Genomic DNA, 21,545 nt, shown 5'->3' on the forward strand with positions numbered 1-21,545 from the left:
TACTATACATTGGAAGGTACAGCTTTGGCTTGTCGCTTTTGTGACAACGAGCTTGTCGGCGATATATTGGCCAGCGTTACCTGACTCTTTACTGATTCCCATAATACTCATAATTTCCTGTTTTAGTTTAAAATACAGATACGGTACTGTGCTGTCTGGATCGTTATTCGGAATTGTATGGATGGCGAGTGTAGGCTATTGGCAGCTCCATTGGCAACTCCCAGCACAACAAATTCGACAAATTCAACAGCTTTCAGGTTCAGTGCAGAGCATAGTAACCGAAAATCATAACATTAGATTTAACTTACGGGTTAGCCATATCGATAAGCAGCCAGTGTATACCGGGCCTAAGGTTCGATTAAGTTGGCGAGCACCTAATTTTACAGTTAAACAAGGGCAATTAATACACGTCTCGGTGAAATTAAAGCCAATTCATGGTTTTGCTAATCAAGGAGGTTTTAATTATCAACAATGGTTAATCTCAGGCGGAATTGTTGCCACTGGGTATGTCAAGGATAGTCAAACTAATAGGTTGATTGAAAATTCTATCTCTTGGCGACAAGTATTAATCGAACGCTTGAGCCGCTTTCAATTACCCAATGAAGGATGGATAGCTGCATTGACATTTGGTGATAGAAGACTGTTTGGACAACAAGATTGGCAACTGATCCAAGCCACTGGCATAGCCCATTTAGTTGCCATTTCAGGACTGCATCTGGGTATAGTCGCCGCTATTAGTTTTTTATTCTTTGCAGGACTTTTAAAGGTCTGTATACCAGTATTTAAGTTACCACAGCATCTAAATTACCATTCGATTGGATTAATATTTGTCGCTCTGGCTACCTTAGGATATTCCTACTTGGCGGGTTTTAGTTTACCCACCCTAAGAGCATGGATAATGCTAGTGATAGTCCTGTTTCTTTCAGTGAGTTATCAATATATGCATGCAGCCAATGTGCTATTGATTAGCATATTCACCTTTATCATATTGGACCCCATGAGCATGTTGAGTGCTAGCTTTTGGCTAAGTTTTTGTGCCATTTTTTTTATCACTTTATTATTTTGGCGATGGCCGATTAACCAAGGGATGAGTGATAAACCCCTGTCTTTCATACGTCTTGTATTCAATTGGTTAAAGAATATGCTTAAGCTGCAGGTAGGCCTAGGTGTATTAATGATGCCGATTGTCGCCTCTCATTTCTCCATGTTGTCCCTAAGCGCTGTTTTGATTAACTTACTGGCTATTCCGGCTGTTACTTTTGTTCTTGTACCCCTGTGTCTACTAATCGCGCTAGGTTTAATCGCTAACCTAGACTTGGTGGGTCACATTCTATGGTTTACCAATGAAGTAATCGGATTATGTCTAACAGTGTTACATCACCTGGCAGATAACTTGATAGACCCTATCCAGTTGGCTGGAATTAGCGCTGTGGCGTGGGGATTATTTTCATTAGGCGGTATTTTATGTTGTGCCCCTATTGGTGCAATTAAGCGAGTGTGCAGCTTGATGTTAATCCTCCCGCTGTTAACTTCACTGCGGGTGGAGCCCAACAGTACTTGGTTTATCCATGTCCTAGATGTGGGGCAGGGCTTATCGGTGGTGATCGAAAAACAAGGTAGAGCAATGGTATATGATGTGGGCGGTAGTTACGCCAGTGGCTTTAATATTGCTGACGCTGTACTTTTGCCATTTTTGCAACATCGGTCACTTAGCGCGATTGATTGGCTTATCATTAGCCACTTTGACAATGACCATGCTGGAAGCTTGCAGCAAGTCAATAATGGTATAAAAGTAAACCATTTTGCATCCAGCCGAGACCTATGCCAACGGGGTTGGGATTTTGAGTGGCAGGGTTTAAACATATCTACCTTGTCGCCGCCAACAATTGACGACACTAGTAACAACGATTCATCCTGCGTGATCCGCATCGCTAATCAAGCAAGCAGCGTATTATTACCTGGTGATATTAGTCAGAATATAGAACTGAAGCTCATCAGGATGACAGATAAGCCAATCGCATCGGATGTGCTGATTGCCGCCCACCATGGCAGTGACACCTCTTCGAGTTCGCAATTTGTAAATGCTGTACGTCCTCAACATGTGGTGTTTAGCCAAGGACACTTAAATCGCTGGGGCTTTCCCAAACAAGCAGTGGTGAATAGGTTTAGCGCTATCAATGCCACTATGTACTCCACCGCTGAAAGTGGTCAAATCACTTTTGTCATGCCAACCAGCCGCGAGCAAGCAATTCAGGCCCTAGGCTATCGCAGTGACATACATCCGGTTTGGTACAATCGTTATTTATGGCCACAAAGCCACTAAATTGTACCAAATGGCTAACAAAGCTTGAATAACATGTCTTTGATAGTTGGGGAAATTAGTCGCAACAGGTACAATATAGCTGTCAATAAAGGTAAAAGATGTCTGATTAATGAATTCCACACTTCCAACGCAGTCTTTATTTAAACGTTTCTCGGTTTATTTGCACGATTACAAAGCAGCCTTTGTATTTGCAATTATCGGCATGGTCGGCTACGCGGCTATCGACGCATGGATTTTTTCGATGCTACAGCCCATTATCGATGAAAGCTTGGGCAAGCAAAATTATCAAAATTTGCGCACTGCGGCCTATTTTGTGGTTCCCATTTTTATCGCAAGGGGGCTGTTTAATTTCATGGGCACTTACACCTTGTCTTGGATAGGTAATCAGGTGGTGATGAAAATGCGGCAGCAACTGTTTGAGAAATATATCTACTTGCCGGTCTCCTACCATGATAATAATGCCTCCGGTGGACTCATTTCGAAGGTTATTTACGATACGGAGCAAGTCTCGGGCGCAGCTAGCAAAGCCTTGTTAACCTTGGTCCGTGAAGGGGCATTCGTAATTGGTTTACTGGTTGTAATGTTTTACAACTCTTGGCAGTTGTCATTGGTATTTCTATTGATTGGCCCCGTCGTTGCCGTAATTGTATCCGTGGTCAGTAAAAGATTCAGAGTGGTAAGTAAACGTATCCAACAATCAATGGGTAATCTCACCTCCTCTGTAGAGCAAGTGATTAAGGGTCATAAAGTGGTGTTGATGTTTGGTGGCCAACAACAAGAAAAGACCCGTTTCAGTAGTAAAAATAATCATAATCGCCAGCAAAATATGAAGTTGATTGTGGCCAGAATACTCAGTGTGGCTTCCATACAAGTTTTAGCCTCTATTGCCCTTGCTGTGGTGTTATATATTTCGAGTTTACCCGTGATGGTCGAAGAGCTCACACCGGGTATCTTTACCACTGTAGTGGTATGTATGACCATGCTACTTAAACCGCTAAAACAATTGACCACAGTAAATAGTGAGTTTCAGAGGGGCATGGCAGCTTGCGCCAGCGTATTTGAAGTGATCGATGAAGGAACTGAAATTGATAATGGCAATAAAAAGGTCGCGCGGTTATCTGGCGAGATTGAATTTAAAGACGTGACTTTTAGCTATCCTGATACCCCAAAACCGGCTTTGCAAGATATCAATTTTAAAGTTGGTGTGGGGCAAACCTGCGCCCTAGTTGGCCGTTCGGGCAGTGGTAAATCGACCATTTCCAGTTTACTGACGCGTTTTTATAACAATCAATCCGGTCAGATATTACTAGATGGCATTCCTATCGATCAGATAAAATTGACCGACTTACGCAGACAATTTGCTTTGGTATCCCAGCATGTCACCTTATTCAACGACACTATTGCTAACAATATTGCCTACGCGTCTGAGCAAGCGAGTATGGATAAAATCCTACATGCCGCCAAAGTTGCTCACGTAGATGAGTTTGTGAGTCTGTTACCCGATGGGTACGATACTATGGTCGGTGAAAACGGCTTGAAATTATCCGGTGGCCAACGTCAACGAATTGCAATTGCCAGAGCGTTACTACTAGACGCGCCAATATTGATTTTAGATGAAGCAACTTCGGCCTTAGATTCAGAATCAGAAAAACTCATTCAGCAGGCATTAAACACCTTACAACAAGATCGCACCAGCATAGTCGTCGCACATAGATTATCCACCATCGAAAATGCAGATCTGATTTTAGTTATAGAACAAGGTCAGATTATCGAACGGGGCGATCACGCCACATTGATGGAGTCGCAAGGGGCTTATGCCCAGCTACATAGCTTACAATTCAACGATGGGAATAAATAATAAGTGACCTTTATTGAGAAGGTATGGTACCCAACTAGCTTAACCTATCGACTGTTGAAATGGCTATTGTTGCCCTTGACGGGTATTTTCTGGTTGCTGACCTTTGTGCGTCGCTCAGCTTATGCGGTTGGCTTGTTGAGAACAGAGAAAATTCCCGTTCCTGTGATCATCATTGGTAATATTTCCGTTGGCGGCAATGGTAAAACTCCCCTCGTGGTATTTTTGGCTAATTGGCTAAAACAACAAGGCTATAAACCGGGTATCTTAAGTCGCGGTTATGGCGGCAAGTCGTCGTTTTATCCTACCAGTGTGGAGGCAAATAGCGATGCTAATAAAGTGGGTGATGAGCCAATTTTAATTAGGCAACGGGTTGATTGCCCTGTAGTGGTCGATCCGAAGCGTCCGCGGGGCGCACGTTATTTAGTCGATAAACATCTATGTGATGTGATCTTATGTGATGACGGTATGCAGCATTATGCGCTCAAGCGGGATATAGAAATAGCAGTAGTTGATGGTAGCAGGCGTTATGGTAACAACTGTTTATTACCTATGGGGCCTTTGCGTGAACCCATGGGCCGACTGGAACAAGTGCAATTTGTGATAAACAATGGCGGGCCAGTTATCAACAATGAAGTATTAATGGAGTTTATTCCTGAAAACTTGGTCAATATTAAACATAAAAACAAACGACAACCGCTCAGCGACGTTCACCAGCCCGTGGTTGCTGTTGCTGCCATTGGTAATCCCCAGCGGTTTTTCGATTTATTAGAGCAGCATAGTATTGAGCTGGCCGATTGTTTGTCATTCATTGACCATTATCAATATCAGCCTCAGGATATTCCTGATTCAATGGTCATTATGACCGAAAAAGATGCAGTGAAATGTCGTGAATTTGCAAAAGAAGATTGGTGGTTTTTGCCAATTCGTGCAAAATTACCCGAAGACTTTTTAACCGCGCTGTTAACTAAACTTGATTCAATTAAAAAAGAGTAGAACTGAATATTATGGCATTTGATAAAAAACTTTTAGACATTTTAGCCTGTCCAGCATGTAAGGGGAAATTACAATACAATACCCAAGGCGCTGAATTGATTTGCCGTTTTGACCGTTTAGCTTACCCAATAAAAGATAATATACCGGTCATGCTTGAAAATGAGGCCCGTACTTTGTCGCTAACCGAATTAGAACAATTGGAAAAATAAATACAATGGATTTCACTGTCATTATTCCTGCCCGTTATGCGTCTAGCCGATTTCCAGGTAAGCCCTTAGTGGAAATCCTTGGTAAACCTATGGTTCAGCATGTTTACGAACGTGCATTGGAAGCGGGGGCTTCTCGGGTAATAGTGGCGACCGATGACGCCAGAATTGCCAAAACAGTAGCGGATTTTGGCGGTAAATACTGTATGACGGCCTCCCATCACGAGTCTGGTACTGAACGTCTGGCTGAAGTGGTTGATGTAGAAAATTTACTTGCCCATGAGTTGGTGGTGAATGTGCAAGGGGATGAGCCCTTTATTCCAGCCGAAAATATTCGCCAAGTCGCTGAAAATTTGTATCAACATAAAGAAGCTGAAATGGCGACTTTATCGGTCAAAATTGATCAAATTGAAGAGGTATTTAACCCAAATGTGGTTAAGGTGATCACCGATAAATTCGGCTATGCATTGTATTTTTCTCGTTCGGTGATCCCCTATGATAGAGCACGTTTTTTAGATTCAGATAGCATTGACGAAATTGGGGACTACTATTTCCGCCATATAGGCATCTACGCTTATCGGGCTGGATTTATTAAACAATACGTCAATATGGCCCCTTCGGGACTTGAACAAATTGAGTCTTTGGAGCAACTTCGCGTACTCTGGCACGGCGAAAAAATACACGTTGATGAGGCGCAAAAGGCCCCCCCGACGGGAATAGATACCCCAGAAGATTTAGCCAGACTCATCACTAAACTTAATCAAGGAGATGCATAATGCCAACCGCTGTTATCACCGGAGCGAATCGAGGTATTGGATTAGAATTAACCAAGCATTACCTTGGTTTAAATTGGGATGTTTATGCACTGTGTCGCAATAGTTCAGACGAATTAAATAGTACATCGGCCAAAGTTATTAGCAAAGTCGATGTTGGTAATCCGGATGCATTACCAAGTGCATTAGAGAAAATCAAAGACATAAAGATAGACTTGCTGATCAATAATGCTGGTGTACTGGCGCGAGATTCCATCAACGAATGGGAACCTCATACTATCGAACATCAGTTTCGCGTCAATGCACTAGGACCCTTGTTGGTCACCCAGTGTTTATTAGCTCAAATGAAGAAAGGTTCCAAAGTGGCACATATTACCAGTCGTATGGGCTCATTAGCGGACAACGGCTCTGGTGGATATTACGGTTATCGGATGTCAAAAGCAGCCTTGAATGCGGTGGGCGTGTCTATGGCCCATGATTTGAAAGAGCAGGGCATCGCAGTGGCGTTGTTGCATCCGGGTTATGTGCAAACTGAAATGGTCAGCTATGGTGGTGATATTTCCGCACAACAAGCAGCAGATCAACTCGCGCAGCGAATTGCACAATTAAACTTGAGCAACAGTGGTTGTTTTTGGCATTCGAACGGGGAAGAGTTACCTTGGTAACATCGGGTCATTCAGGGTCTTAATCTATGGCTGCCCCCTCATTTTGTAAAGGATACAGGAAGCTCCAATTTTGCATACTGGGGTTCGTCATTTTGTTCGTCTACCCGGCGCTAGCCAAGAGTAGTGAACAAGATGGTCGTGGCCAGGTGAAGGTGGCGGTTGCGAGTAATTTTTTGGCCACATTAAAGCTGCTTCAACCTGTTTTTGAAGCCCAGGCAAATGCCAGCTTAGTGATCAGCGCTGGTTCCACTGGCAAACTCTACTCACAAATTATTCATGGTGCGCCTTATGATGTGTTCTTAGCCGCTGACAGTGCTAGACCACAACGGCTTAAACAACGCAGTCAACGCCCGTTCGCTAGCCCCTTTACCTATGCTGTAGGCAGATTAGCGATTTTCCACCCAGAAATACCTGTAGAACAATTCAGCCTAGAGAAATTAACAACTGAACAAATCCGTTTTGTGGCCTTAGCCAATCCCAAAACTGCACCCTATGGTGTAGCCGCGACACAATGGTTGCAAGCAAATGACTTACACCACCGGCTTAAAACTAAGTTGGTAACCGGTGAGAATGTCGGTCAAGTTTTACAGTTTGTGAGCACAGGTAATGCTCAGATAGGATTAGTCTCATTGTCATTGCTAAAGCATTTGAGGAACACAGATTATACCTTGGTCAGTGAGCTAGACTACCAGCCCATCAAACAACAGGGGATAGGGCTTAATCAAAACCCCACGACCTTAGCGTTTACCACTTTTCTGTTAAGTCTTGAGGCCCAGCAAATCATTCAGGCAAGTGGTTACCATCTTCCATGATGTTATCAGACGGTGATTGGATTGCATTAGGGCTAACTTTCAAATTGGCATTTGTGTCTACCGCAGTACTTATTTTATGGTGTTTACCTGTTGCATGGTGGTTGGCTAAAACCCGATGGCGCGGCCGATTTATTCTTGAAGCCATCATAGCGATGCCATTAGTGCTGCCCCCAACTGTACTAGGGTTTTATCTACTGATTTTACTCAGTCCTGAAGGCATGATTGGCCGACTATTATCCTCGTTAGGTTTGGGTAATATGGCCTTTAGTTTCTCTGGTCTGGTGATAGGGTCGTGCATCTATTCCTTACCTTTTGTCATGCAGCCTCTGCAAAATGCTTTTTCAAGCTTAGATCACCGCCAGCTTGAGGTAGCCGCCACCTTAGGCGCCAGCCCATTGCAACGTCTTATTACGCTGATTCTGCCGATGATCAAACCTGGGCTGATCACTGCTGCAGTATTGGGATTTGCTCATACTTTGGGAGAATTTGGCGTGGTGCTAATGATCGGTGGCAATATACCTGGGGAAACTCAAGTGGTTTCTATCGCCATCTATGACCATGTCGAATCCTTACAATATCAGCAGGCCCATTGGTTGGCGGCTACCTTACTGCTGATTTCTTTTGTTCTCTTGTTGCTGGTCTATGCCACGAATAAACAATTTCGTTTGGGGGCAAAATGAGTATCGCCGTTTCTTTTACCAAGCACCTTTCCAGTCACACACTTGAGATAGATGTAAACATAACTGAGAACGGAGTGACCGCCATATTTGGTCCATCAGGTGTCGGAAAAACCACTTTGCTTAGGGTAATAGCGGGCTTAGAAGCAGTTTCAAATGGGCGAGTGCGCTTTGGTTCGCAAGTCTGGCAGCAGCAAAGCCAATTGATGCCCACTCATCTTCGCCAAGTTGCCATGGTATTTCAGCAACCTAGTTTATTTGCGCACCTGAATGTTGAAAATAACATTTTTTATGCGAAACAAATTAATCCCCAAAAATTTGCACAGCTAAACTTTAATCTACAACGGCTGATAGATATATTTCAACTGCAACCGTTACTCAAGCGCATGCCTAATAGCTTGTCTGGCGGTGAGCAGCAAAGGGTGGCGATTGTGAGGGCTTTAGCATCGCAACCTAAAGTATTGCTGATGGATGAACCTTTAGCGTCTCTTGATGATGGCTTGAAACAGCAATTTATAGGTTATTTCGAAACCTTGCTAGAGCAGATCAATATACCGGTAATTTACGTGACTCATTCCAAAGAAGAAGTAGCGCGCTTATCGACACACTTGATCATGTTAGACAAAGGTGACGTTGTGGCACAAGGCAAGACGGCTGATATCAGTACAGATTTGCTGCTACCCTTAGCCAATGCCAGTGATGCTAAATGCTGTGTTCAAGGGACTATTAGCCAACATCTTCCACAACAGCATCTTAGCCAACTGAATACCTCAATTGGCGAGCTCTATGTCGCTATGCTAGCTGCACCCTGTCACAACAAAGTCAGTGTACTAATTTTTGCTAAAGATGTGAGTATCACCCTGAGTCATCAACAGGATACCAGTATTTTAAATATTCTAGGGGCCACCATTGTTGATTTTAGCTTTACTGAGCCTGGCAAAGTCACAGTGAAATTAGCTATTCAGGGGACATATTTACTGAGTCAAATCACACGCAAATCTTTTGATGACCTTGCTCTTACAGCAGGCATGAATGTATTCGCACAAATCAAGAGTATTGCCCTAGGTTAAACGCTTGCTTAGGCGTCTGCGAACTTCACTCTAATTTTATTGCCTGCGATATTGTTTTGATTCAGATTCGCAATGGCGGTCGTGGCTTCTTCTTGGTTGGGCATTTCAACGAAGGCAAAACCTTTTGAACCGCCGGTGTCTTGATCAAGCACTAGGGTACATTCATCTACGCTACCAAATGCGGCAAACAAGATACGGATTTCTTTTTCAGTTGTGGTACGAGCGAGGTTGCGAATTAAAATTTTCATTGATTACCGATTTGAGATTAACATTAGGGTGGATTGTCTCAGGTATGTAACTGTTGACCAAGTAATAATTAGGATTATTACAAATTGATGGTATCCACCGAGTAAACGCCAGATACCATCATTGCTAAACCGTTCTTGTGGCCATGGCTGGCGGTATATTGGCTGCTTTTTTGGCTGGGCCGTATACGGCTACTTGGCCGACAATCCACAGTACCACCATCCCTGCAGGTATAAAGTACCAATCTAATGCTAGCATGCTAAAGCGTTCCACCAATAACATATTAAGACCTATGGTCATTATAGCCCCCAGCATTACGCCAACTGTACTGATCAAGAGATTTTCTAACATGAAATATCGTACGATCGCTGCCTGACTCGCGCCTAGTGCACGGCGAGTGCCAATTTGCTTACGTCTGCGATTTACACTAAAGCTTGCCAGCCCGATGATCCCCAAGGCGGTGACTATGGTTAAGATCACCATCACGGTGGAGAGGATCTTAATCATCGCGGTATCACTACGATAGCTGCGCTCACGAGTTTCTTCGATACTACGCATATTGCGAATGATCCGCTGTTTATTCGAAGAGGCCAATGCCTCTTCAATTAATGGCATTAATCGATCTCTTTGGCCTGCTTCGGTGCGAATAAAATATCGGGTAGAGGAAAAATCGGTGATTTCAGGGGATAAAACGACATGTTCTAAATCATCCCAACCAACCCAAGGAGCTTGTATTTTATCGACAATTCCTTTGATTATCATCGGCTCATTTTGGTTAATATAGATGGTCTTCCCGACCGTTTTGGCCCAGTCTGTATCGGGAAAAAGGGATTCGGCGAGAGCTTTGGTGACAAGCACGTTATCCGGCCAATCTCGAGCCGAGTCTGGTCGCCAACGCACATCATTTTGTACAAAGTTTTGCCCAGCAATAATATCCAAATCAAGGGCAGAGGTAGCGTGTTGATCTACCATGTATATGGCGGCGCCTTCATCTTCCATACCTTCGCCAGCTTGCGTTTGAAAGCTCATTGACCAGCCACTTCCGCTGGTTGGTATTGCATTGATTTGCAGTGCGTCAATAACACCTGGGGTATTACGGATCAAGTCAAGATCTGCGATTGTGGTAGATTTACCGGCATAATTCTCAGCGAACCCCGTGCTGGTCAGATAAAAACTATTGGCTTCATCAATGCCACTGTCCCGCTCAATCAAAGCGGATCGTTGTAGAATAATAAAGATCGAATTGACCACTATGGTCATAGTCACAGCGATTTGAATGGCTATCAAAACTGCGCCAACTTTGTTGCGCATCAAGGCGCGGAATATAGGTCCTATTTCCCAATTACTAAATTTCATCTTCTGAGTCCTTTATTGACTTTTCAGTTGGCTGGCAGGAGCAATATTGCAGGCACGCCAGGTAGGATACATACCGGCTAGGATGCTAGACACTATTGCCAGCGCTATCGCCATTAACATCATAGTGATGTCCAATCCAACTAGATTTTGAATGAATTCGCCATATAAGCTTTTGATCCCCTGTAAGCCCACACAGGCCAAGATTAAGCCCAGTAATCCACCGGCTAGGCCAATACATGCTGTTTCCACCAAATGTTGCAGAAACAGGTCTGTCTTAGAGGCACCTACCGCACGACGTAATCCAATCTCGGCTGCCTTGCCGCTAAATTTAGCCAGCAATAACCCTATGGTATTAAGCAAACACACCAATAAAAACATGAATGACACCCACATCATTATCTGCGCATCATCTGCTACCACTTGACGATTCTCCATCCATTGCATTACATCTGATAACCGGTTATTGAGGGGGCGAGGGAAGCGGCCCAGTTCCTTTTGTTGGGTGACATAGTTGTTAAGAAAATCCGTATACTGCTGCTTTTCATCGTTATTGCGCAGCTCCACCCACATTTGATAATTGACACATTCAGATTGTAAAAATGCAATAAACCCTTCCCCTTCTGGTGACTTCCAACAATTAGTGTTACCACCGTTGTTCAGTTCCAACTCTTGTTTCATATAAAACGGCATAAATACTTCTTCCGTTTCATTGAACGCCCCCGTTGTAACATCATAAAAGCGAGGCACCAGTAACCAATCGTCAAGTACGCCTACCACTGTAAATCTCTTACCCACAACCTGTAAGGATTTACCTACGGAGTTCTCACCACCAAATACTCTGTCATTGGTGGACTTGCTAATCACTATCACATAGTCACGGTTCTCATCAGCACCTTGATTCCAACTGCTGCCAAACAGAAAGGGGGCATCAAACATTGGAAAAAAATCGCTAAAGGCTAGTCTGATGCTGGCCATATAAGGTTTATCATCTTGTCCGCTGGGTTCAATAACGCCGCCCGTGGTCGCCATAGCAGATTGACGAAAAGCTTTATTGGCTTTCATCAAATTGGTTGCATCTATCCAAGTCAATTGGTCCGGCGGTTCATTGGGCTCTTCAGCGGGTTCGAAGGGGCTCCAATTATCCAGTTGAACATAGAACAGTTGCTCACTTTTATGTGGGATAGGATTGGCGGACATTAAATAGTTGACGGTAATAGTGGTCATGCTCGCACCTATACCTAAACCAATAGCAGCTATCATTAGGCTGCTTAAAATAATATTACGTCGGATGCTCTTAAACGCGAGGCGCAAATAATAGCTGAACATGACTTGCTCCTGTTAGGCGTTAGCCGCTTGGCTTAAGGAATGGATCTCTGTAGGGCTAGTTATTTCACTAACCTGGCCATCACGTACATAAATATTGCGCTTCGCTTGTTGCGCCAGACTGGCATCATGAGTGACCATTACGATAGTCGTGCCTTGTGTATTGATCTGTTTGAGCAGCTCCAACACACTGGATGCCATCTGGGTGTCTAAATTACCCGTTGGTTCATCGGCCAATAAGAAGCGCGGCTCGCCTGCTAGCGCTCTGGCAATAGCGACCCGTTGTTGTTGTCCACCAGACAATTGTGAGGGTAGGTGTTTCATGCGATTGGCTAAGCCAACCAACTCTAAACTCTGCTCAATGCGCTTCTTGCGCTCGCTGCTATTAAAACCGCGATAGCGCAACGGCACATCCACGTTGTCAAAAAGATTAAGGTCCGGAATTAAATTGAAACTTTGGAAGATAAAGCCAATTTTCTGGTTACGAAGTTGACTGCGCTTTTTGTCGTTCAAATGACTGACATTTTGTCCGTCCAATTCATAGCGCCCACCGTCAAAAGTTTCGAGTAAACCAGCTATATTGAGGAAGGTCGTTTTACCAGAGCCAGAAGGTCCGGTTACCGCAACAAAGTCTCCTTCTTCTACATTCAGATTAAAATCACGTAATGCATGAGTTTCTACCATGTCGGTTCGAAAAATCTTTTTGACATCAATCATTTTTAACATGTGTTTTTCCTTTTTAGCCCTGTTAGCGGGTGAACAATAAATTTAATCGGTAATGAGAATGCGTTCAGCACCATTGAACTGCTCGGTACTTGATATGACGATAGTGTCTCCGGCGTTGAGTCCTTCTACTATCTCGACACTGGAGAGGCTTCTGGCGCCGCTGGAGATATTGGTCTTGTGCGCTATCCCATCACGCACAAGATAGGCAATTCTGCCGCTACCACTGTCTAAGAACTGGCCCCGTTGTACGGTTAATACATTGGATTTTTTCTCCATCATGATGCGGGTAGTTAATCGTTGGTTTTGGCGTAATCCCGAAGGCTGTTGAAGGGCAGCGCCCTCATTGGAATGGGTGGCAAAACGCACTCTCCCGTTAACTTGATTGTCCTCAATTTCAGGTGAGATAGTTACCAGGGTGGCTAAGTGCGTTTCGCCATTGAGAAAGACTTCTGCTTGCATACCAATAGCTAAGTCATCGGCGTAGCTTTCAGGAATGTCGACTTCTAATTCAAATTCAGACAAGTCAACCACACTTAATATGGGTTGATTTTGAGTGACCTGATTTTTTTGTTGTACCGCTAAGTTACCTACAATGCCGTTGACGGGAGAGCGCAAGGTTAACTCATCTACTTGACGCGATAATTCATCAACCAATAGTGCTTGGCGGTCAAGTTGAAGCTGCTTGGTTTGGATCTCAAAAGCTAAACTTTCCAGATTTAATTCAGCATCTTTGACTGCGTGATTGTGCACCAGTTTGGCGTTCTCAAGCTCGTCTTGGGCTTTTTCAAAATCAATTTGACTGATGGAGTGACTTTTATAGGCTTTATCTGAGCGTCGCTTTTCACGATCCGCCGCCGTCAAGGCAACCAGCGCAAGATCAACCGCTTTTTGATTGTCCAAGGCTTGTTTTTTGGCTTGTATGCGCTCGCGATCAAGCTCCATCCTAGCGCGTTGTAAACTTGATTCTTCCTGTTTTAAGGTATTGGTTAATTCTGGACTGTCTATTAGGGCCAACTCTTGATTGATGGCCACTGAATCGCCCGCGTCAACTAAGAAGGTGATAGTACCTTGGGCGGGGCTATACAAACGCGGGCTAACAGATGCGACCACTCGACCTTGTACGGATAAGTCACGAACCAGATCCCCACGATCTACCGTCGCCAGACGTAAACGTTGAGATGAAATTGATTGGTATGAGCTTGACCAGTTATTCAATGCAGGGGCTAAGGTGAAATAAGCAAGGACGAAGACTATGGATATGATGACCAAGCTAATGATAGGTTTATTATTTTTTTTAGTTTTTAGTGCCACGTCCTGCCCACTAGTATCTTCGATTCTCATGCTGTTTCCCTGAAATAATTTGAACAATCACAAGGTAAGTCGAAGCAATTTGCTAAAAGGTTTAAATATTATTTGAAAAGAAAATGTAGATGCAGGGAAGAACAGTCTTTATAAAGCCGCGGCGAATGGACTGAAATTGCATAAAAATCGATGATACTTGTGTATAAGCGCCTTGTTGGCTAACGTGGTAGATGTATTATTCATAACAAAATTAACTAATATGAAAAAACATTTTTCGACTTGTACATTATGCGAAGCAATGTGTGGTATTGAGGTCACTACCGAAGATGAGAAAATTTTGTCTATTGTAGGTGATAAACACAATCCCTTTAGCCAAGGCCATGTGTGTCCTAAAGCTGTAGCTCTGAAAGAGCTATATGAGGATACCGATCGAATTCGTCAACCCCTTAAAAAAGTGGAAGGTAAATGGCAGGTTATTTCGTGGGATGAGGCCATTGATTTTACTATCGAAAAGCTACACGGATTACAACAGCAATATGGGAATGACTCGGTTGGCATTTATTTGGGTAATCCCAATGCCCATAATTTTGGTGCGATCTTGTTCGGTCCTTATTTTTACAAGGCGTTAAAGTCACACAATCGCTTCTCGGCCACGTCGGTGGATCAGTTGCCCCATCATATTGTGAGTCGAAAATTGTTTGGTCACCAAAACCAGATCCCAATCCCAGATATTGATAACACCGATTATTTCATGATTATCGGGGGCAACCCCTTGGCCTCTAATGGCAGCATCATGACCGTTCCTTTTGTTAAAAAACGCCTGAAAGCGATTCAGCAAAAAGGTGGTAAAGTAGTAGTGATCGATCCTAAAAAATCGGAAACGGCGCAAATTAGCAGTGAACATCATTTTATTCAGCCCGGCACCGATGCCTTGTTAATGCTCGCGATGATTAATACCTTGTTTACCCGTAAGTTAACTAAAACCGCTGATTTACTAGCCTATGCCCCCCATTTACATGATGTGGAACAGTATGTACGGCCTTACTCGGCAGAACGGGTTGCTGATATAACTGGTATTCGTTCAGATGATATTTACATTATGGTCGAAGAATTTGCACAAGCCGAGTCGGCAGTGTGTTACGGCCGCATGGGTGCAAGTGTGCAGCATTTTGGCACCTTAACTCAGTACCTTATCATGCTTTTCAATATGCTGACCGGTAACCTAGATAAGCCCGGAGGCATGATGTTTACCCAGCCTGCGGCAGATTATTTACCCCATTCAGGTCGCGGAAGCATCGGCAGAAATCATTCAAGGGTACGCAAACTCCCTGCATTTGCCGGTGAGTTTCCGGTATCGGCATTAGCGGAAGAGATTTTAACCCCAGGAAACGGGCAAATAAAAGCCATGGTGCTCGGTGCTGGCAATCCCATACTGACCACACCCAATGGTCAGCAGCTTGATCGTGCCTTTGCACAACTGAAATTTATGGTTGCAGTGGATTTCTATATTACTGAGAGCAGCCGTCATGCAGATATCATTTTACCGCCGGTGACTGCTCTAGAGCGGGATCATTACGACATTGTGTTTCATAAATTTGCGGTTAGAAATTCAGCAAAATATTCGCCAGCAATATTTCCACTTAGTGATGATAAACGCACAGATTGGCAAATATATTTAGATATGGCCGAACGGTTAGAAGCCAAACGCGGGAAAAGTAGCGGTATGTATCAGGTCTTAAGGGACAAAACCCCCACTGGCGTGGTGGATGACTTGCTTAAATCTGGTCGATATGGAAAAGGGCAGCATCAACTTGATATCCAGCAATTGTTGGACAAACCCCACGGAATTGACCTTGGCCCTTTGCAAGCAGAACTGCCGGATGCGTTGTTTCATGAAGAGAAGTTGATCGATTTGAGTTTTGATTTCTTTATGCCAGATTTGGCCCGTTTAGAGCAGCATTTTTTCAGTCCAAAATCTGCAGCAAGGTCGTTATTATTGATTGGTAGACGGCATTTAAAATCAAACAATTCTTGGCTACACAATAGTCGTAAACTAGTTAAGGATACGCGACGGTGCACGGCTCAACTGCATCCTGATGATGCTCGCTCGCACAATGTTGAACATGGTCAAACGGTGACAATTTCATCAAGGGTTGGCACTATTCAGATTGAGGTGGAAGTGACTGACACTATTATGCCAGGGGTGATTTCTGTGCCCCATGGTTGGGGTCACGACAAAGATGGCATTCAATGGCAACATGCGCAGCAAAACGCTGGAGTCAGTGCCAATGACCTAACCGATGAAATGGTGTTAGATGAACTATCAGGTAATGCGGTACTTAATGGTGTGCCTGTCACCCTGCATGCATAGTGTGAGTATGATACGAAAAGCCCGCTAAATTTAGCGGGCTTTTTGATTTGCGTGATAGAACTAAGGTAACCCTTGTTAGCGTCTGTTTCGACCCATTTTGTCGTGGCTGCTAACCCAATGACCGGCAATGACGGCACAAGCTAATGAAATATCTCCTGCTAAAACGGTAGCAGCGACGATTTCAGCGAATTTATTGGCTTTACCTTTACCATAGCAATCCATCAACTCTAAGCATTCGCGCTGAGTGGGTAAACCTGTCCCACCGCCGTATGTGGCACAAATTAACGAGGGTAAGGTTACTGCCAAATAGAAGTCACCATTAGGTAATAATTCATGGGACAACAAACCTGCATGGGATTCCACCACATTGGCTTCATCTTGCCCTGTAGCAATAAAGATAGAAGCAATGCCGTTAGCTGAATGGGGACCATTATAGGCAGCGCCAGCCATAAGCGCGCCCGTGTTGGCCAGCACAGTTGCTTTGGCTAATACTTGAGTATCGACCTTCATGACCCGAGCCAAAACTTCTTTTTTCAGCACTATTTCAGCGATAACGCGCTTACCACGAGAATGGAGCATATTGAGGTGTGAATGTTTTTTATCTGTATCCATGTTGCCAGATAATAAATATTGGCATTCATGGGGATAAGTGGCTTTGATCCATTCACAAGCGGCAAGGGTCGCTTTGCCTACCATGTTTTGCCCAGCGGCATCACCGGTAGTGTAATTAAAACGTAGGTAGCGGGTTTTCGATACAGACCATTGTTGAATATGTTTTAGCTTGCCGATACTTGTAGTACTTTCTGCTGCAGCCGCAATTTGGTCAAAATTTTCTTCTACCCAAAGGCCAAAATCTCGGGCTTCGCGGGCATCATTAAAAATGAACGCTGGAGCCCGTTGCATAAATTGTTCAACCACGGTGGTTTTTACCCCACCACATTCGTTGATGACGCGCATACCGCGACTGTAACTGGCAACTAGGGTACCTTCTGTGGTGGCCAAAGGAACATAAAATAAACCCTTAGCATATTCGCCATTAACCTGAACAGGGCCTGCGATTCCAACTGGCATTTGTACCACACCAATGAAGTTCTCAATGTTGCCAGGCAACTCCTCTGGATTGATAGTGTACTCACCAGTGTATTTTAACTCGGCTCCGGTTTTGTGGGTTAAAAAGTCTCGGCGCACCTTGGCCATTTCATTAGTGTGGTCATTTTCGGTACTGCGGGGAATGCGGCTTTCATCAGACATGGTAGATTTCCTCAAGCTGCAGCTATGCTCAAATATAGTACTAGCATAACTGACTGATAGTAGTCAAAAATCTAATTTATACATGGATAAACCCAGATAACAATCAATTTGGTTAATTATATGTAAATTAAATGTGTCTGTATGCACAGAGCCAAAACTTTATTTAGGTTCTCACCACAGTGCGATTATTGGTGTCACGACTTTGTCTGATAATATGATCTCCACACTGTGTCTCAGCGTTTTTTGCCATTCTATCGTACAACAATACATTTACCGTTGCGGCTAAGTTTAAGCAACCCGTAGTGGGAACGTATAACACATGGGAACATTGGTTTAATATAGCCTGAGGTATGGTTCCATCTTCAGGACCAAATATATACATGGCTTTTTCCGGATGGCTGAATTGGGGCAGGGGCGTTGCGCCCTCGACTAATTCAATCGCTATTTTCACATAATCCGCAGGCACAAGATCAAATATGTGCTCTCGTCTTGTCATTGGAATGTGTTGCTTGGCTTTTTTTGTGTCAGTGGCAAAACTGCGGGCGTTATCATAACGTTGGCCGGTATAGATAATTTCCTCTGCTTGGTAGCATCCAGCTGCTCTAAGTACGCTGCCTACATTGGTAGGGCTTTTGGGATTGATCAAGCCCAATTTGCAATGATTAAGGTTAACACGGTTTGGTATTGACATGAGTTATTCGCCAGAATATGAAATAGTGATTTGGAATGCAAATTTGCTATGACGTGATTCAACAGTTTAAGCAAACTTGTGCCCAGGAGCAACGTGAAATCAACCTTTGCCGAGGTTAGTTAGTTAATTAACAGCAAAAGGGGAAATGATTGATAGCAAAGTCAACTTATGTGACCGGCGATGAATTCGCTTGGCGTAAATACATTAAGGCGTAGTCGCTGATTTGCCATCGGACTGATTTGTGTATCAGTTTTTACCCAAACCGATAGTCGCATATGAGGGATGCACAGTGATAAGTCTTGGCGATGGAGTATGAGGATATGACTGAGAGAGCGGGCGGTCAACGGTTAAATTGTTTCAAATGCATAAAATCTTTACTGCTGCTATTTCACCTCATATCCATTGGGCTGACTGCACCTGACTTATGTTTACCTAAAACATGTGTATAAATCTGAGTGGTTTTCACATCATCATGACCCAGCAATTCCTGAACCACTCTAATGTCATGACCAGTTTCAAGTAAGCGAGTGGCAAAGCTATGCCGAAATGTATGCGATGTTATGCGCTTTAAGATGCCAGCCTCTTGAACGGCTTTTCTCAGGGCTTTGCGAAAAGCGGTTTGATGCAAATGATGGCGGCAAACATATCCATCGAAAGGATGCATACATCTAGTTTTTGAAGGGAACACATATTGCCATGACAAGTTAGTTCCAGCTTTTCCATATTTACGAAGCAGGGAAGGTGGGAGCGATGTCAATCCGTGCCCCTCATCGATATCTTTTTGATGAATGCTTTTAACTTTTTCAATTTGTTTGGCAATGGCAGCTTTCGCCAATTCAGGGAACAGCGTAACACGATCTTTTTGACCTTTTGAGCGAAAAATAAAGATAGTACTTCGTTCAAAATCAAAATCTTTTACTCGTAACCTTAATACCTCAGAAATACGGAATCCCGCGCCATACATGAGTATACCAATCGTTTTATGGACTCCTTTTAACCTATCGATAACGGCAATCGCGTCTTTATGACTTAACACTTCAGGAACGCGGACAGGTGTCTTCGCAAATTGAAAAGTAATGTTGGTCAAATCCAATTCCAGCACATGACGGTACATAAAAATGACTGCACATAAAGCTTGATTTTGAGTGGTCGGAGCAACTTTAACTTTTACGGCTAAATGTGTTAAAAACTGTTCAACCTCTAATTCCCCCATATCTTTTGGGTGACGTTTTCCATTGAAATAGATAAACCGTCGAATCCAATGCAGGTAGGCTTTTTCAGTTTTTAGACTGTAATGTTTTGTTCGTAAAACTTCTCTAATTGATTCTATAAAAGGTGAGCGAGGCATAATAACACTCTCAATATATACTGTATGTAATTACAGGTATAATGCAGTTTGCTAAATAACGCCAATTTCGCTTACTATTAAATACTTTTCTTAAGTCTCACTTTTTTATGAAGAAAATACTAAGTTATTAATTTATTTATGGAAAATATTTTGCACATGGTTTTTAATAGGAAGCAGAAAAAGTCTCGTTAAAGTTAGTCTCCTTTTGCTTTTTACAAATGTAGCAATATGGGACGATGTAAAGCATGAAAAACCTAATAGAATCAGAAAGTAACAACTGAAAATGACGAAAAAAACAATTAAACCGTGCAATCGCATATACGAAATGCTCGCTAATAAGCGTTAGGCATAAAAAGGTAGGCATTTGGCAAATTTCAAAATCCTTACGAAATGGCATGTTTTCCTCGGAATTCTGAGTCTTATTCTGTTTGGAATTCCCAATTTTTTGGCTGGCGATAATATTACTGAAGCTGGGAGGTTTTACTTGCCGCTAATGAATGTGCTTTTTCCGTTACTACACTTTTCAATTGCTTATGGGTGTAATATTCAATCTGAATTTGGAAGGCTAGCGTCAAGAACATGCGGCTTTTTGCTAATGCCTTTCTTTCCGTTCGGCACAATTATTGGGTTTATTCTTTTTGAAAATACAAAGAAAAAGTTCCAGCTACAAGATGCCTAACAAGGCGCGTCACAAGGAAAACCACTCGCTGTCCTTCGGCCAAAGCGCTCCCGTTTTCCTGTGCGCTTGGCGTTAACTGTACAAGGATGGTCCATTGGCCGATTACATAAATAAAAATATTCTTAGCCAAGCATATATTCATATTGAATCTGAAGTGGCAGATGATGAACTTCAATTAGAAGAATTCAAAGCTGAAATTGAAAAGTTTGCTAGATCACGTGTAGATTTCTTTTTATCTCCCGATGCCCCAATTGAAGTCACTTATGAAGAAGGTTCCTTAATTGCTCGCATCACTGTTCTAGGTACTATCGGCTTATTACTTCAAGGTATTTCTAACTACAAAAATTTCCGTGAAGGTATTCAACTTATTTATAGCGATGCTAAACGAGTTACAGATTATGTTATCTCCGAAAGTGTATTTATGGCAGGTTCAAGACAGCAAAATGTAATTCGTTTAGAAGCAAGAGTTGGTGTTATTGGCTCTGTTCAAAAACTTATAAACCAACTTGAGAGTATTAAAAATGGTGCTAATGGTAGGAAACTAGCATCAGATTTAGTCACGAAATTAATTGACTCACAGAAAGAACTAGATAAGTTAATTGATAACTTAGCAACAGATGAAGATGTTGCACTAGTTAAAAAAGGACTATTAGAAATAGTCGACGAGTACCCAGAAACACCGGAAGCACCCAAAAACAAATTTAATGACGACGCTGCTGTAAATTCTTATCGAAATCAAAAGAAAAAATTAAGAATCAGGTTGTCAGCATAGTACAGTTAACAAGTTGCTCAAACGGACAAAAAACAGTTGGCTTTTGCTCGTTCCTCGCTATTTTAGCCAACAATTTTATTGCCGCTTAGCAAAGCGTTAGCTA

General features: G+C 43.1%; 19 protein-coding genes. 11 read left to right on the forward strand and 8 right to left on the reverse strand.

The window, feature by feature from the left end:
* Positions 1-40 precede the first annotated feature (40 nt).
* The 9 genes from QR722_RS07715 (at position 41) to modC (ending at position 9,377) form a co-directional block, all read left to right on the forward strand.
* Positions 41-2,323, forward strand: a complete 2,283-nt coding sequence (locus QR722_RS07715; RefSeq protein WP_286287613.1) for a DNA internalization-related competence protein ComEC/Rec2 — start codon at positions 41-43, stop codon at positions 2,321-2,323.
* 109 nt (positions 2,324-2,432) lie between these two features.
* Positions 2,433-4,181 (forward strand): lipid A export permease/ATP-binding protein MsbA, encoded by a 1,749-nt coding sequence (gene msbA, locus QR722_RS07720; RefSeq protein WP_286286823.1) that lies wholly within the window; start codon positions 2,433-2,435, stop codon positions 4,179-4,181.
* Positions 4,182-4,184: 3 nt separating this feature from the next.
* On the forward strand, positions 4,185-5,174 hold the full coding sequence (gene lpxK, locus QR722_RS07725; RefSeq protein WP_286286825.1) for a tetraacyldisaccharide 4'-kinase: 990 nt from the start codon (positions 4,185-4,187) through the stop codon (positions 5,172-5,174).
* Positions 5,175-5,185: 11 nt separating this feature from the next.
* Positions 5,186-5,383 (forward strand): Trm112 family protein, encoded by a 198-nt coding sequence (locus QR722_RS07730; RefSeq protein WP_286286828.1) that lies wholly within the window; start codon positions 5,186-5,188, stop codon positions 5,381-5,383.
* 5 nt (positions 5,384-5,388) lie between these two features.
* A complete protein-coding gene (kdsB, locus tag QR722_RS07735; RefSeq protein ID WP_286286830.1) occupies positions 5,389-6,156 on the forward strand; it encodes a 3-deoxy-manno-octulosonate cytidylyltransferase in 768 nt (255 codons plus the stop codon).
* Positions 6,156-6,818, forward strand: a complete 663-nt coding sequence (locus tag QR722_RS07740; RefSeq protein WP_286286831.1) for an SDR family oxidoreductase — start codon at positions 6,156-6,158, stop codon at positions 6,816-6,818. The genes kdsB and QR722_RS07740 overlap by 1 nt, the downstream gene beginning before the upstream one ends.
* A gap of 92 nt (positions 6,819-6,910) precedes the next feature.
* Positions 6,911-7,630 carry a molybdate ABC transporter substrate-binding protein gene (modA, locus tag QR722_RS07745; RefSeq protein ID WP_286286835.1) on the forward strand — a complete coding sequence of 240 codons (720 nt, stop codon included), beginning with the start codon at positions 6,911-6,913 and terminating at the stop codon, positions 7,628-7,630.
* Positions 7,627-8,310, forward strand: coding sequence for a molybdate ABC transporter permease subunit (gene modB / locus QR722_RS07750; RefSeq protein ID WP_286286837.1), 684 nt, complete (start codon positions 7,627-7,629; stop codon positions 8,308-8,310). Before modA ends, modB begins: the two co-directional genes overlap by 4 nt.
* On the forward strand, positions 8,307-9,377 hold the full coding sequence (modC, locus tag QR722_RS07755) for a molybdenum ABC transporter ATP-binding protein (protein WP_286286839.1): 1,071 nt from the start codon (positions 8,307-8,309) through the stop codon (positions 9,375-9,377). Before modB ends, modC begins: the two co-directional genes overlap by 4 nt.
* An 8-nt stretch (positions 9,378-9,385) precedes the next feature.
* On the opposite strand, the gene QR722_RS07760 is transcribed toward modC, so the two are convergent.
* From QR722_RS07760 to QR722_RS07780, 5 genes are all read right to left on the reverse strand, one after another.
* A complete protein-coding gene (locus QR722_RS07760) occupies positions 9,386-9,625 on the reverse strand; it encodes an RNA recognition motif domain-containing protein (protein WP_286286841.1) in 240 nt (79 codons plus the stop codon).
* A gap of 124 nt (positions 9,626-9,749) precedes the next feature.
* On the reverse strand, positions 9,750-10,979 hold the full coding sequence (locus tag QR722_RS07765; RefSeq protein WP_286286842.1) for an ABC transporter permease: 1,230 nt from the start codon (positions 10,977-10,979) through the stop codon (positions 9,750-9,752).
* Positions 10,980-10,991: 12 nt separating this feature from the next.
* The gene (locus QR722_RS07770; RefSeq protein ID WP_286286844.1) at positions 10,992-12,305 is read right to left on the reverse strand and encodes an ABC transporter permease; all 1,314 of its coding nucleotides are present in this window, start codon (positions 12,303-12,305) and stop codon (positions 10,992-10,994) included.
* Between the two features lie 12 nt (positions 12,306-12,317).
* Positions 12,318-13,028, reverse strand: coding sequence for an ABC transporter ATP-binding protein (locus tag QR722_RS07775; RefSeq protein ID WP_286286846.1), 711 nt, complete (start codon positions 13,026-13,028; stop codon positions 12,318-12,320).
* A gap of 42 nt (positions 13,029-13,070) precedes the next feature.
* The gene (locus QR722_RS07780) at positions 13,071-14,369 is read right to left on the reverse strand and encodes an efflux RND transporter periplasmic adaptor subunit (protein WP_286286849.1); all 1,299 of its coding nucleotides are present in this window, start codon (positions 14,367-14,369) and stop codon (positions 13,071-13,073) included.
* Between the two features lie 220 nt (positions 14,370-14,589).
* Here QR722_RS07780 and QR722_RS07785 point away from each other — a divergent pair, with 220 nt between their 5' ends.
* Positions 14,590-16,701, forward strand: coding sequence for a molybdopterin oxidoreductase family protein (locus QR722_RS07785; protein WP_286286851.1), 2,112 nt, complete (start codon positions 14,590-14,592; stop codon positions 16,699-16,701).
* 75 nt (positions 16,702-16,776) lie between these two features.
* On the opposite strand, the gene QR722_RS07790 is transcribed toward QR722_RS07785, so the two are convergent.
* The 3 genes from QR722_RS07790 to QR722_RS07800 all read right to left on the reverse strand — a co-directional run bounded on the left by QR722_RS07790 (position 16,777) and on the right by QR722_RS07800 (position 19,991).
* A complete protein-coding gene (locus QR722_RS07790; protein WP_286286854.1) occupies positions 16,777-17,952 on the reverse strand; it encodes a hydroxymethylglutaryl-CoA reductase in 1,176 nt (391 codons plus the stop codon).
* Between the two features lie 163 nt (positions 17,953-18,115).
* Positions 18,116-18,643, reverse strand: a complete 528-nt coding sequence (locus tag QR722_RS07795; protein ID WP_286286855.1) for an RNA methyltransferase — start codon at positions 18,641-18,643, stop codon at positions 18,116-18,118.
* Between the two features lie 388 nt (positions 18,644-19,031).
* Positions 19,032-19,991: an integron integrase gene (locus tag QR722_RS07800; RefSeq protein WP_286286858.1), complete on the reverse strand. Its 960-nt coding sequence runs from the start codon at positions 19,989-19,991 to the stop codon at positions 19,032-19,034.
* Positions 19,992-20,764: 773 nt separating this feature from the next.
* On the opposite strand from QR722_RS07800, the gene QR722_RS07805 reads away from it, so the two are divergent.
* Positions 20,765-21,442, forward strand: coding sequence for a hypothetical protein (locus QR722_RS07805; RefSeq protein ID WP_286286860.1), 678 nt, complete (start codon positions 20,765-20,767; stop codon positions 21,440-21,442).
* Positions 21,443-21,545: the final 103 nt, after the last annotated feature.

Origin of the sequence: Aliiglaciecola sp. LCG003 (assembly GCF_030316135.1) — a bacterium.
In the GTDB taxonomy this organism is placed as follows: Bacteria; Pseudomonadota; Gammaproteobacteria; order Enterobacterales; family Alteromonadaceae; genus Aliiglaciecola.